The 12,694-nt window shown below is 61.6% G+C and carries 15 protein-coding genes and 1 pseudogene; 12 read left to right on the forward strand and 4 right to left on the reverse strand.

All coding sequences use genetic code 11. The features are described from left to right. Positions 1-109: 109 nt before the first annotated feature. A pseudogene (locus CD04_RS22100) lies at positions 110-1,311 on the reverse strand (IS4 family transposase). A 456-nt stretch (positions 1,312-1,767) separates the two neighbouring features. On the opposite strand from CD04_RS22100, the gene CD04_RS0115670 reads away from it, so the two are divergent. From CD04_RS0115670 to CD04_RS23890, 3 genes are read left to right on the forward strand one after another with little or no spacing between them, the layout of a single operon-like run. After that, positions 1,768-2,061 carry a DUF1778 domain-containing protein gene (locus tag CD04_RS0115670; RefSeq protein ID WP_031408440.1) on the forward strand — a complete coding sequence of 98 codons (294 nt, stop codon included), beginning with the start codon at positions 1,768-1,770 and terminating at the stop codon, positions 2,059-2,061. Beyond that, positions 2,058-2,555, forward strand: coding sequence for a GNAT family N-acetyltransferase (locus tag CD04_RS0115675; RefSeq protein WP_031408442.1), 498 nt, complete (start codon positions 2,058-2,060; stop codon positions 2,553-2,555). The genes CD04_RS0115670 and CD04_RS0115675 overlap by 4 nt, the downstream gene beginning before the upstream one ends. Next, positions 2,555-2,716, forward strand: a complete 162-nt coding sequence (locus CD04_RS23890; RefSeq protein ID WP_156030308.1) for a hypothetical protein — start codon at positions 2,555-2,557, stop codon at positions 2,714-2,716. The genes CD04_RS0115675 and CD04_RS23890 overlap by 1 nt, the downstream gene beginning before the upstream one ends. A gap of 52 nt (positions 2,717-2,768) precedes the next feature. Here the strand turns inward: CD04_RS23890 and CD04_RS24215 are convergent, their stop codons facing one another. Beyond that, positions 2,769-2,945, reverse strand: a complete 177-nt coding sequence (locus CD04_RS24215; protein WP_197033146.1) for a hypothetical protein — start codon at positions 2,943-2,945, stop codon at positions 2,769-2,771. Positions 2,946-3,400: 455 nt separating this feature from the next. Here CD04_RS24215 and CD04_RS0115690 point away from each other — a divergent pair, with 455 nt between their 5' ends. The 4 genes from CD04_RS0115690 to CD04_RS0115705 all read left to right on the forward strand — a co-directional run bounded on the left by CD04_RS0115690 (position 3,401) and on the right by CD04_RS0115705 (position 7,257). After that, on the forward strand, positions 3,401-4,417 hold the full coding sequence (locus CD04_RS0115690; RefSeq protein ID WP_031408444.1) for a trans-aconitate 2-methyltransferase: 1,017 nt from the start codon (positions 3,401-3,403) through the stop codon (positions 4,415-4,417). 256 nt (positions 4,418-4,673) lie between these two features. After that, positions 4,674-5,306 carry an IS607 family transposase gene (locus tag CD04_RS0115695; protein ID WP_031408445.1) on the forward strand — a complete coding sequence of 211 codons (633 nt, stop codon included), beginning with the start codon at positions 4,674-4,676 and terminating at the stop codon, positions 5,304-5,306. Beyond that, the gene (locus CD04_RS0115700) at positions 5,303-6,505 is read left to right on the forward strand and encodes an RNA-guided endonuclease TnpB family protein (protein WP_031408447.1); all 1,203 of its coding nucleotides are present in this window, start codon (positions 5,303-5,305) and stop codon (positions 6,503-6,505) included. Before CD04_RS0115695 ends, CD04_RS0115700 begins: the two co-directional genes overlap by 4 nt. A 122-nt stretch (positions 6,506-6,627) precedes the next feature. After that, complete coding sequence (locus CD04_RS0115705; protein WP_031408449.1) at positions 6,628-7,257, forward strand: FMN-binding negative transcriptional regulator; 630 nt, start codon at positions 6,628-6,630, stop codon at positions 7,255-7,257. 412 nt (positions 7,258-7,669) lie between these two features. Here CD04_RS0115705 and CD04_RS0115710 read toward each other — a convergent pair whose 3' ends face one another. Next, on the reverse strand, positions 7,670-7,984 hold the full coding sequence (locus tag CD04_RS0115710) for a PepSY domain-containing protein (protein WP_031408451.1): 315 nt from the start codon (positions 7,982-7,984) through the stop codon (positions 7,670-7,672). A 370-nt stretch (positions 7,985-8,354) separates the two neighbouring features. Between CD04_RS0115710 and CD04_RS0115715 the strand changes: the two genes are divergently transcribed. The 5 genes from CD04_RS0115715 (at position 8,355) to tpx (ending at position 11,034) form a co-directional block, all read left to right on the forward strand. Next, positions 8,355-8,801 (forward strand): PH domain-containing protein, encoded by a 447-nt coding sequence (locus tag CD04_RS0115715; protein ID WP_031408452.1) that lies wholly within the window; start codon positions 8,355-8,357, stop codon positions 8,799-8,801. Positions 8,802-9,423: 622 nt separating this feature from the next. Beyond that, a complete protein-coding gene (locus CD04_RS22105) occupies positions 9,424-9,630 on the forward strand; it encodes a DUF3563 family protein (RefSeq protein WP_038168460.1) in 207 nt (68 codons plus the stop codon). After that, positions 9,624-9,887, forward strand: a complete 264-nt coding sequence (locus CD04_RS22110) for a hypothetical protein (protein ID WP_081858045.1) — start codon at positions 9,624-9,626, stop codon at positions 9,885-9,887. The genes CD04_RS22105 and CD04_RS22110 overlap by 7 nt, the downstream gene beginning before the upstream one ends. A gap of 109 nt (positions 9,888-9,996) precedes the next feature. Further along, positions 9,997-10,209 (forward strand): GDCCVxC domain-containing (seleno)protein, encoded by a 213-nt coding sequence (locus tag CD04_RS24860; RefSeq protein ID WP_031408453.1) that lies wholly within the window; start codon positions 9,997-9,999, stop codon positions 10,207-10,209. A gap of 324 nt (positions 10,210-10,533) precedes the next feature. Next, a complete protein-coding gene (gene tpx, locus CD04_RS0115735; protein WP_031408455.1) occupies positions 10,534-11,034 on the forward strand; it encodes a thiol peroxidase in 501 nt (166 codons plus the stop codon). A gap of 77 nt (positions 11,035-11,111) precedes the next feature. Here the strand turns inward: tpx and glpK are convergent, their stop codons facing one another. Continuing rightward, positions 11,112-12,638 carry a glycerol kinase GlpK gene (gene glpK, locus CD04_RS0115740; protein WP_031408457.1) on the reverse strand — a complete coding sequence of 509 codons (1,527 nt, stop codon included), beginning with the start codon at positions 12,636-12,638 and terminating at the stop codon, positions 11,112-11,114. Positions 12,639-12,694: the final 56 nt, after the last annotated feature.

The following is a 12,694-nucleotide window of genomic DNA, read 5'->3' on the forward strand; positions in this document are numbered from 1 at the left end:
GTTGCTCATCTTGCGCTTGACGCCGCGCGGATTGGTTTGCCCTCGGCTGCTCACGCAGCGGCCGCAGGCGATTTCCTCGAGCAGCGCGTCGCGCCACTGGGGCAGATGCTCAGGGGGGAATGGCCGCGGCTTGCGGCATTTTTCGCTTGATCACACGCACCGCGTGGGTAAAGCTCAGGCGATCCGGATCGAGACTGCGCGGCCAGGCGGCTTGCGCCATGAGCTGGCGAATGGCGAAGTGTGCCAGAAGCAACCCCAGAGTTCCTGCCTCACCAACTCCGGCGTCTTGCTGCGCAGGACGGTACTGTTGGAGCGCAGATGCGTCTTGAATTCGGCGAAGACGCTCTCGATCTCCCAACGCTCGTGGTAGAGCGCCGCCAGTTCGAGCGCCGGCGCATCCACGGGGTCCAGGATGTTGGTGACCAACCGGTAGCTGTCCTGCGTCGGCGTGGCGGAGTTGCTCAACAGGTACTCGACGACCCGGATGGTGTGTCCGACGCGCTCGCGCTGGCGATCCTCGCTGTCGAACACCGTGCTGAGATAGGAGCCGTCGGGCAGTGTCTTTTCAATCGGCAGTTTGATCGTGGATCGCACTCTCCAGGCCAGCTTGGCGCCGGTGGCGCACGCCAGGCTCCAGAGCTTGAATCCGTAGAAGCCGCGGTCGGCCAGCACCAGCATGTCTGGCGTCAACTTCCCAGGCAGTAGTTGGCTGGCCATGGCACGTTCGCTCTGGTGATAGGGCGCAATGTCGGCGGCCACCACCGCGTGGGTTCCACACTCCACCAGGCCCAGCAGCCGCGCCTGTGGAAAGGCGCTCTGGCCGCGGGCAGCACCGGGATAGCCGAAATAGTCGGCGTTGGCCGCCTCGTCGGCCACATCCATGCAGCTTCCGTCCAAGGCCATCACGCGCAGTCCGCGATACCAGGCGCCCGGCGCCCCGGGCTGAGCGAGCGGTCGCAACACCCGCTGGGCCAACCGATGCAGGACTTCGGCGCCCAGCCGCGTGCGCGCCTGCGAAATCGCCGATTTGCTGGCTTGGACCGCACCGGCTCGACCCCCACCCAGCCATTGCAGGCCCTCGCAGACCACCCGCAGCACTTCCTCCAAAGGCGCTTCGCGCCACAGCGCCAACGCCATCACGTAGTACACCACCGCCGGTGCAGGTAATAGACGCTCACGCTGACTGGCTCGGCCTGTCTCGCTCAGCACTTCCTCAATCAGCGCCCGCGGACACACGCTGGCGAGCACGCCTGCGCTGATCAGGTGCGCCACATCCACCTGCGCTGCAAGCGTCTTGCGTGTTCTAGCCATGCCCCGCCCTCATCCAAGTCTCAATGAGGACGAATTATCGCTGATTACACTCTATCTGAACAGTATTGCACTTAAGCCCGCAGCAGCCCTCGCCAGTGCTCATAAGCTTGGGAGGCCAGTCAGCACATGGTCAACTGTCCGCCACCATACACAAGGGCTCGGAAAATCTCCGGGCCCTTTTCTTTTCCCGAAATTCCCGCGCCGCCCGGGATTCCGGCCATCCGTGCTGCGGGTGGCCACCTGCCGAAACGCCCCGAATCGGCTACTTTCTCGGCCAGCGCCGTCTCTTTTCTCCGTTTGGCCCTGCGGGTAGGCGCAGATGCTGGTCTTGCAAAATAAACAGCTTACGTGCGCCGGTTCAATGTCACCCAAGGCCACCGGGTACCAGCGCAACTAAACAGTGTATGTCACTTGTACTAACATTGCGGCAAATGATCTAACACAAGAGGTGCTGCCATGACTGCTGTTGCATCGTCGCCTTCCGCTCGCTCCGCCCGACTTGGGCTGCGCGCCACCCCCGAACAGGAGGTGGTGCTGCGCCGTGCAGCTGAAGTGGCCCACAAGTCGCTGACCGATTTCATCCTCGACAGCGCTTGCCTGGCCGCCGAGCAGACACTGCTCGATCAACGATTGTTCATGGTCTCGGGCAGCCAGTACCAGGCCCTGATGGATCTGCTGGAGCGCCCCGAACAGGCCAATGAGGGTTTGCGTGATCTGTTTGCCCGCAAGGCTCCCTGGGACGCGAAGTGACGTTGCGCGCACCGGAGCCCCTGGCCGCGCAACATCGGCTGGAAGGTTTTGATTGCGGCAAGCCCGCACTAAACGACTGGCTCTTCCGCCACTCGCGCCAAGCCCAGGGCAGTGGCTCGGCCAAGACCTTCGTCGTTGCCGAGGACGATGGCCGCGTGGCGGGCTACTTCAGCCTGACCGTGGGGCAGGTTGATTCGCTGGAAGCGCCGGAGCGTATCCGCAAGGGAATGGGGCAGTACCCCTTACCGGTGGTGATACTGGCGAGGCTCGCTGTCTCGGTGGTGGATCAGGGGCGAGGCATAGGCTTTGGCCTGCAGCAGGATGCGATTCGCCGCACGATGCTGATTGCCGAGCAGGCCGGCATCCGGGCCATGCTGACCCATCCCATCGATCAAGAAGCGGCGCGGTTCTACACCCGGTTCGGGTTCAACGCATCACCCCTGCGGGAACAGCAACTTCTCCTGCTGCTCAAGGATGCAAAGAAGGTCGTCTGATGATGCAATCGACAGCGTTGCCCAGCGCCGGCGATGACGAGCAAGTGAGCCTCAAGCCCGACCAGCGCGAGATGGCGGCTCCTACGCGTGAGGGCGTCGAGCGGGCGTTTGTCGACAGCCTTGCGCAGTTCGATGAGCTGTATCGTCAGCTGGCGCGTTGACAGCCAAGGGGTACTTGGACAGGCCAGGGTGGCGTGAATCAAATTCAGAGCATCACGCATCAAACCCCGCCACCACCGCCCGCTGTGCCACCCCGTTGGTTGGCAACGGTTCCCGCTGCGACCACCGCATGCCCATGCATCGGGGCTGCTGCCCGGTCAGGATGGACTGGATGATGATGGGATCCAGCAGCGTCAGTCGCAGGAATTCTTGATCCGCAGCATCCCGCACGAGCCCGATCTATTGCCATGGATCGCAGTGAGACCGGGTTCGCGGGGGCAACAAAACACCACCAACACCCGGTTCGCCAGTATTCATACGAGGTTGCAAAGTGAAGAAAGATCAAGGCCTTGCAGCTCTTTTCATGCCTTAGACGGTGGCAAATGGGCGGGGGTACAAGCCGCATAGGAAGGATGTCTTCTTGCCCCTGTGTGAAACCCTCGGACACCGCCAGTGACTGCCTTCCGCCGCCAGGGGCTTGCCGTGGTCCGATTGTGTGCTGATTGCAGCCTGGATTCGGTTGGTTACCCATTCCAAGCCAAAACCATACCTTCAGTCATTGCAAACTTTCGATACTCCCGGGAATACCGGAAGCCCACATGCGGTCAATGCATCCTGAAGCACAGCTACCGGAGCCGGCGTGACACAATCATTCCATTCTTACCTCACGGTTTCACGACTTCCCAATGACTGCAGACGATCTCAAAACCCAATTCCGCCAGCAATCCCAGTCTGCGCTCAGCCTGAACATTGCCTATATTGGCGTGGTCAACGGCTTGTTCAGCACCCTGCACAACCTTGGCACTGCATCTTCGGCTGCCCTTGCCGAAGCAGGCCAGCTTGACCCCGAGTACGTCCTGCGCTGGTGTGACGCGGCTTATGCGTTCGGCTACCTGGATGTCGACGGTGATGTATTCCGTCTTACGCCAATGGGCCAGGCCATGCGTCCTGAAGCGCCTGACACTCTCATGCCCATGGCCGTGCAATCTGTCCTGTCGGCACACATGGCCGAACGCGCCACCGGCCTCATGCGCACCGGTGAGCGCCCGGGCGAGCAGGTGCTGGCCGAATGCGAGACAGTTCTACCGTGGTTCGGCCCGATGCTCGAAGCCAGTTTCGCACCACTATTTGAGCGCACCATCTGCCCCGCAGTCCCTGCTTTCGCTGACGTCGATGCCCGTGGAGGATTGGCTGTGGATCTGGGCTGCGGCAATGGCTGGTATCTGCGGGCACTGGCGCGGCGCTGCGGCAAGCTGCGTGGTCTGGGTATTGACGGATTCCAGGAGAACATCAGCCAAGCCCAAGCCTTGGCGGCGCGGGAAGATCTGGGCGAGAGGCTGCGCTTCATCCACGGCGACATCCACGCGCTTACCCTGGACGAACCTGCCGACCTGATTGCAATGAACCGTGCACTGCATCATGTGTGGGAAAAGGATACTCCAGCGCTATTCGCCTGGCTGCGCGCCAACCTCAAACCGGGTGGCTACGTTGCCATCTGGGAGCCGGCTTGGCCGGTAGACCGCACAGCCTTGCGCGAGCCCAGCCGCAAGGCTTTGGCGTTTCAGAACCTGAGTGAGCATGTGCAAGGCAACCATTTCCTGCGACCTGATGAAATCCAGGAAGCTTTCACCCAGGCAGGCATGCATTCGCAGGTCTACCTGTTTGCACAGGGCAACGAAGCGGTGGTGGTGGCCCGGCGCTGAAAGCATGACGCATCACGCCACGTCGGGAACGGTGTTCTGCGCGCTCAACGTGTGAATGCTGCATGTGCACCAGCGTTGAGCGTCAACACAGCTCGCCTGCCTCTGCGCTGAGCGGGGCGATGGCAGGCCGGCCGAGCTGGCTGCCGTCCTTGGCCAAGCAGTGATGAGCGGGCAGGCAGCAAGTCCGCCAGCGGTAGGGGCTTGCACCACTCAATAAATAGTTGCGCGAACTTGCGCGATCATATACAAGTTGAGCATGTTTAAGAAGCTCGTCCCGATCCATGAAGCCGCCGAAGCGCTCGGCGTGTCGGCGCAGACCTTGCGCCGATGGGAGCGCGAAGGACGGCTCTTGCCTGACGAGCGCACGGCGGGCGGGCGTCGCCGCTATGACCTTGCGCGGCTCAAGCCGGAGATGTTTCGCGCGCAAGTCGATGCCGCACGCAAGACCGTGGCGTATGCGCGTGTGTCCAGCCACGACCAGAAGGACGATCTGGAGAGGCAGAAGCAGGTCTTGGAGATTTACTGCGCCCGGCAGGGCTGGACGTTCGAAGTCATTGCCGACCTCGGCACGGGCATGAACTACCACAAGAAAGGGCTCAAGCGCCTGCTGGACGCCATCATTGGCGGCGAAGTCGGGCGCTTGGTCATCACGCACAAAGACGGCCTGCTGCGCTTTGGCGCGGAACTCGTGTTCGCGATTTGCGAGGCCAAGGGCGTGGAAGTCGTCATTCTCAACCAAGGGGAGGACGCGACGTTCGAGGAAGATTTGGCGAAGGACGTTCTGGAGATCATCACCGTGTTTTCGGCGCGGCTGTATGGAAGCCGCTCGCGCAAGAACCAGAAGCTCATCGACGCCGTGCGCGGCGTTGTGGAAGGCACGGCACCATGATCCTCGCCCACAAGATCGCGCTCGATCCGAACAACGCGCAGGCGACCTACTTTGCCCGCGCATGTGGCGTTGCGCGCTTCGCCTACAACTGGGCGCTGGCGGAGTGGAAGAGGCAATATGAAGCGACCAAGGCCGATTCAGCCCTTCCGAAACCTTCGCAGATGTCGCTGCGCCGCCAGTTGAACGCCATCAAGCGCGAGCAGTTCCCGTGGATGCTCGAAGTCACGAAGAACGCGCCGCAAATGGCGATCATCCAGTTGGGCGAAGCGTTCAACAATTTTTTCAAGAAGCACGCCCGCTACCCGACGTTCCGACGCAAGGGCGTTCACGACCGCTTTACCCTGACCAACGACCAGTTCAGCGTCGAAGGCTCCCGTATTCGCATCCCGGCCCTTGGCTGGGTGCGCATGCGCGAACCCTTGCGCTTTGAAGGCAAGATCACCTCGGCGACCGTCTCCCGTGTCGCCGATCGCTGGTTCGCCTCCATCGCCGTCGAAACCCAAGATACTTCGCATCTGGCCCAAGCCGAAAACCAAGGCATGGTCGGTGTGGATTTGGGTATCCAGGCGCTGGCGACACTCTCAACGGGAGAAGTTGTTCACGGCCCCAAGGCCCTTGCCATGTTGCTGGCCCGGCTTCGGCGCACGTCCAGGTCTCTGAGCCGCAAGGTTAAGGGATCGGCCAATCGGCGCAAGGCAAGGGCAAAGCTGGCAAAGCTGCACGCGCGCATTGCCAACGTGCGGCAAGATGGGCTGCAGAAGCTCAGCGCCGATCTCACGCGTCGGTTCTCGACCATCGTGCTCGAAGACCTGAACGTGCGCGGCATGGTGCGAAACCGCCATCTGGCGCGTGCAGTCTCCGACATGGGCTTTGCGGAGTTTCGCCGTCAGGTCGAGTACAAGGCTGCGATGCGCGGCGGTGAAGTCATCCTCGCCGATCGCTTCTACCCGAGCAGCAAGACATGCTCGGGCTGCGGTCATGTGCTGGACGTGCTGCCGCTATCGGTGCGCGAATGGACGTGTCCGGCCTGTGGCGCGGCGCACGACCGCGATCACAACGCCGCCGTGAACCTCAAGAACCTGGCCGCAAGTTCTGCGGTTTCAGCCTGTGGAGAGGAAGGCTCTGGCGCGCGCCGCAAGGCTCGCGTGAAACCGGCTTCGACGAAGCAGGAAGTCAGCTTCGATCATGTTTGCGCATGATCGAGCAAGTCTGACGGAGCGGTAAGCGTTCATGCGCAAATTAGGCGGCGCCAACCGCCATCGTGCCTGGAATGCACTGCATTTGCGCCGGCACCCGATCATTGTCGAGAGGATTTACATCGATGTACCTTCCGAGGCATTTTGAGCAGACCGACCCTGCGGCGGTGCGCACACTCATCAGCAGCCATCCCTTGGCGACTTTGGTCACGTTGGGCAGCGAGGGCCTCGACGCGAATCTTGTCCCCTTCCTGCTCGTCGAGGAGGCAAGCAAGATTTACCTTCGTGGGCATGTAGCACGGGCGAACCCGGCGTGGAGGTGCACGCGGGACGGCAGCGAGGCGCTCGCCGTGTTCCGTGGGCCCGACGCTTACGTCAGCCCCAGTTGGTATCCGAGCAAAACCGAGACGCGCAAGGTCGTGCCAACGTGGGCCTACGTGGCGGTCCACGCACGAGGAGTGCTTTGCATCAAGGACGAAGGGCTCTGGGTGCGCCAGCTGGTCGAAGCCCTGACAATGCAGCATGAGGCCGGACGTACCCCACCCTGGGCGGTGGCAGACGCGCCTGCGGATTACATGGACGCCATGGTCAAGGCCGTAGTCGGCATTGAAATCGAGGTGTCGCATCTCCAAGGCAAATGGAAGCTTTGCCAGGACGATGGCCCACGTGATTGTGCGGGGGTGGCGGCTGGGCTACGGAATGGCGGCGCCAAGATCCCTGTCACTATGGCCGATCTCATCGAGCGAGGCACTTAGCCTCTTGACATCCTCACCGCCCTTGGCTGTCGCCACCGCTTGCGCGGAAAGGGCAGAGATTCCTACGGCGCTCACCCCTGCATCGAGCCGGGAAGAGTCGCTTCGGTGGGTTCCTGTTGCTGGCGGCCTAACTGCACCACGCACTTGGCAGGCGATCCGGGCGCGTCCCGCCATCATTGCAGGATAAATAGACAGCACAAGAGAACACCCGGCAAGTCTGACAAGGATGCCTGTGGCATCCGCGCTATCCTTCCCGTCCTGAACAGCGGGGCTTGTCGCGCATCGGGTCATCGCATACCGACTGCAGGCGCATCAGATCCGGCTGAGAGCCTCAGGCATGCGAACCTCGTGTTCAGGCACGCATCAGAGCTGGCGCGGGGCCCCGCGCTCATGCCGGAGCCCCACTCGCTCATCAGTCCTTGTTCGGACCCTCGACGCTGTTCTCCAAGACTGCGCCCGTCTTGGCGTCCACGCCGATTTCGTGCTCGGCCTGGCCGACTTTCACGTCAAACGAGTAGCGCAGACCGCTGCCACCCTTTTCATGCTCCAGTTCCTGGTCCGTGATGGTGGCGCCAGGAATGGCCTTCAGGGCGATGGCTCTGGCTTGCTCCAGCGTGACTTTGGCGTCCTTGGTGTATTGCTGGCCATCAAAGGCATGGGCGGTGACTGCAGTGCCCAATCCGAGGGCAATCGCGCTGGCGGCAAGGAAGGATTTGCTCAATTTCATGGTGATACTCCATCAATGGTGTTGAACGATGCCTCTGCGGAGAAACCGAGAGGCGGCGCATTTCAATTGCGTTGATGAGAGTGTCATGCCACAAACTTAGCTTATGCCGAGTGGAGTATTAGACATGGCTTAGCGCGCTGGAAATCCCGCGCCTTTCCCCGCGCATGCGCGGGGTCGCACTTGTGCTGGCTTGGTTTCAGCGGCAACCCCTAAACTGAGACCGCGTGCACCTCTTGCGGAGCGCGCCCAGTGACGTACCGACCATTGCGCGCCCTTGAATGGCGCGACAGGCTCTCATCGACCAGGACACTCGAATGCGCGCAGTCCGGACGGTGAAAGCCATCGTTTAACGGACCAAGACCGGGGGGATATGAGCTACATCAACCGCAATCTGCTTAGCAACGAGGACGTCATGTTTCGCGGTCACCTCAGCCGCGTCATCTTCATCTCTCCTTCCCTGATCGTGCTCCTGGGCCTCGCCGTCCTCGCTCTTGATGGCGATATCGCGTCCATCGGCGTCATTCTCCTGGCTGCCGGATTGGCGGGATTCCTCAGCGCCTTTGTCCGTTACCAGACGTCCGAGTTTGCAGTGACCAACAAGAGGGTCATCATGAAAGTCGGCCTCATTCGCAGGACGTCCGTGGAAATCGTCCTCAACAAAATAGAGAGCATCAAAGTCGACCAAGGGATTGCGGGAAGGATTTTCGACTACGGCTCGATTGCGATAGTCGGCACTGGTGGCACGCACGACCCGTTTCACAGGATTGCGGCTCCGCTGCAGTTCCGGCGGGCCGTGCAAGAGCAGTTGGCGGGATAGATCTCACCGCGACGCACAAGCCGCGAGGCAACAGCCAACCGCTGCTGCCGAACTCCGAGCCGATCTCCTTTGCTGCCCAACTCAGCGCCGACAACGCCAACATCTTCTGCAATTCCTGCGGCACCAGGATGGTCTGGCTCCCAAGGTCTGCTGCGACCTGGAAAGGCCGGACGAGTGCGACGGACTCTTTCACTTGGCCTCCTCTGTGTCGGAGGGGGGTCAGTTCTCAATGTCGCCTGACATGAGTTGCCTCCGAGAATCGTCTGCGAGCTCAATGGGATTCCGGCGCAGCGAGTATTGCAGCCGCATGGACCAGCGAGTCGCAACGCGACGCCTCTAACGCAGCCGCGCTTGGATCCTCGAGCGGGCGGCGACCATCGCATCAACATGGCGTGGATCGCGACTGCTGACAACGCCATCCCAACAACTGCCAGCATTGGCGCAACGCGGCAACCATTCGATATAGCTCCTTCGGGCTGAATTCAAGGGCGCAAAGCATTTGAAAGCACCATTTGCTGCAAAGCAACAACGTTGGTGTGCGCTCTTGAATCCTGTCGAGAAGCTGTTAGATTAGGGTTAACCCTAGTTTCTATGACAACACTCCTCACGAGGGAGAAGCACCATGGCCGCATTCAAGCAATTTCTTCAAAAAGTTTTTTCAGGCATTGAGTCGCAGGAGCAGCTTGACGAGGATTACCTCGCCCAATCTGTCGATACAGCAGACCTCGAGCGTCGTATCCACGACCTCGAGTACCGCGGCACGGCTCACGATAGTTTTCCGCTGCATGCCGCGCTCACGGGTCATGAAGGGCGGAGGTTTCTGTGGTAGCCGCCTACCCATCTGCCTATAGTCCAGCCTGCCCTCCAGCGCCGTGCGACGGGTTGGTGGGCATTGGCGACGGCGTGCCCTTTGCCTCGGCAGCCAAGGCGCTCTTGCGCGTGCCCTTTGATGCAATGCGTGAGCAGTACGCGAGCGCGGTCCGAGCTGGGCTCATCGAGCGCTCCCTGCTTGACTCAGCACGCTTTGAGCGTAAGCTTGGCAGTCTTGAACGTGCCACGCTAGGCCCTTGGGCACGGCGTGTTTGAGCGCTGCCGAACCGATAGCTTGACATGCCCGCTCTGAGGGGCGGCTGCTTGTGGCTGGTCCAAGTCAAGCCAAGACAGGCGCCAAATGACCTTCAACTGTGAGCCGCCCATGGATGCAGCCATTCTCGAATCAGTGTTGACCTGCCCGCACTGTGGCTTCGCCAAGCTGGAGACCATGCCCACGGACGCATGTCAGTTCTTCTACGAGTGTCAGCAGTGCAAGGCGGTTCTGCGACCACTGCCCGGCGACTGCTGCGTGTACTGCTCGTACGGGTCGGTTCCATGTCCGTCCGTGCAGCTGCAGCGGGCGAGTGCCGCCTGATGTTGCGCAGCATTTCGGTCTCGTCCAAAAACTCTGCGTCAATTGTCTTCGCGCCCGACCCGCGCGCCCCCTTGATCACCCACACTCATCACTTACCGTGTCGAGAATGGTCATCGTGATGCGCCGTCGGCGCTAGTGCGAAGACTGCTAAGCGCAAAGTCTGTCGGCCAAACGAACCGGCTCCATTCGGGGCAGCATAGCCACACCCCTGCAGGCGTCGCTGTTCGTGACTACCATGCGGTGGCTGGTCCGGTGCATGCATCGCAGGCATTGACCCAGGGCCGCTCGGCCCGTTCCTCGACAACCCTGCACAAAGGAGACATCATGGCTCAAGTCACACTCCACGGCTCCCATATTGAAGTCAACGGCCATTTACCGCAGCCAGGCAGTAAGGCGCCGGCGTTCAAGCTGACCAACAAGGAACTGGCTGACGTCGGGCTGGATGCATTCGCCGGCAAGCGCAAGGTCCTCAACATCGTGCCGTCGCTGGACACGCCAACCTGTGCACAGTCAACGCGACATTTCAATGCCGACGCGGGAAAGATGCACAACACGGTCGTGCTTGTGATTTCCGCTGACCTTCCGTTTGGCGCCAGCCGCTTTTGCAGCGTGGAGGGTCTGAATAACGTCATCACGCTTTCGACCTTCCGTCACCCTGAGTTCATGCAAGAGTATGGCGTCAAGATCGCCACCGGGCCACTCGTGGGCGTGACCGCGCGCGCAGTGGTGGTGCTCGATGAACACGACAAGGTTCTGCATTCGGAGCTCGTACCGGAAATCGGCAACGAGCCGAACTATGCTGCAGCGCTAGCAGCACTGCAGTAATCCGTCCGGGCCATACGCGGCCCCAAACTCGTAGCCCGGCACGGGTGCCGTGTCCCGCCCCAGAACTGCCTGCCTTTCTAGGGAGTTAGCGCTTTGCGCACAGCGTGCTCCCACTCCTGCATGCGCTGGCGCGCGCGCTCCACGCCAAGCTGGGGTAGAAAGCGACGTGCAGGTTTCCATAAGGCCTCAATCGCGTCGGACCCTGCGTATACACCACAGCTCAGCCCCGCGAGCATGGCCACACCCAGGGCGGTGGTCTCCAGCACCTGTGGGCGCACGACTGGGATGCCAAGAAGGTCCGCCTGGAATTGCATCAACAGGTCGTTGCTACTGGCGCCCCCATCCACGCGTAACTCGAGTACTTGGCGACCCCCCGCTGCCTGGGTATCCGCGTTCATCGACTCAAGCAAAGCCGCACTCTGAAATGCAATGCTCTCCAGTGCCGCGCGCGCGACGTGCGCGACCGTCGTGCCGCGGGTGAGCCCGGTGATGGTGCCAGTGGCGTCGGGCCGCCAATACGGTGCCCCCAAGCCCGTGAATGCAGGCACGAAAACCACGCCACCGCTGTCAGGCACGCTCTGGGCCAATTGCTCCACTTCTGCACTCGCGCTGATGGCGTGGAGCCCATCGCGCAGCCATTGCACCACCGCACCGCCCACGAACACGCTACCTTCAAGGGCATACTGCGGTCCCTGACCCGCAGCTTGGGCAGCTGCGGTCGTAAGCAGCCCATGCTGGCTTTCCTGCGCAACGTCTCCGGTATGGAGGAGTAAAAAACAGCCGGTGCCATATGTGTTTTTCGCCAATCCGGCCCGCACGCAAGCCTGGCCGAACAATGCGGCCTGCTGATCGCCTGCCATCGCGCCGATGGGCAGGCTGTCGGGTAACAGTCCTGGTGCTGTGTGTGCATAGCCATACCCGGACGTGTGCACCTGAGGCAATACTTCGCGCGGAATATCGAACGCGGCGAGCAAGACATCATCCCAATCTTGGGTGTGAATGTTCCACAACAGGGTACGGCTCGCATTGCTCACGTCAGTCGCGTGCACGGCCCGGGCCCGCGTGGCAGCGTCGGCGCCACCTGACAGCATCCAGAGTAGCCAGGAATCGATGGTCCCAAAGGCGAGCTCTCCCTTTAAAGCCTGCGCACGGGCGCCTGGGATGTTGTCAAAAAGCCACTTGAGCTTCGTGCCTGAGAAATAGGGATCGAGCAAAAGACCGGTGCGGGCATGCACCTCCGCCTCCAGCCCCTGCGTGCGCAATCCAGCACAAAGGTCCGCGGTACGCCGATCCTGCCAGACGATGGCGGGATACAGGGGCTCGCCGGTTGCACGGTTCCACAGCAGCGTGGTTTCACGTTGATTGGTCAGGCCCAACGCCATGACGCGCCGTGCACCCGCCCCCGCAAGCGCCTCACGCGCGGTGGCGCGCTGGTCGGCCCAGATGCGACGCGCATCATGTTCGACCCAACCAGGACGGGGGTAGCTTTGAGGGAGCTCGCGCTGGCTGTGCGCCAGTATGGCCCCTTCCTGGTCGAACAAGATGGCGCGCGTGCTGGAGGTCCCCTGATCCAGGGCGAGAATGGCGCATTGGGTATCCGGCATCAAACTCCTTCGACCGGCCGCAGGATCGCGCAGCACGTGGTCTTAGACATTGCAGC

It is taken from the genome of Thiomonas sp. FB-Cd, from assembly GCF_000733775.1.
Classification (GTDB): Bacteria; Pseudomonadota; Gammaproteobacteria; order Burkholderiales; family Burkholderiaceae_C; genus Thiomonas_A.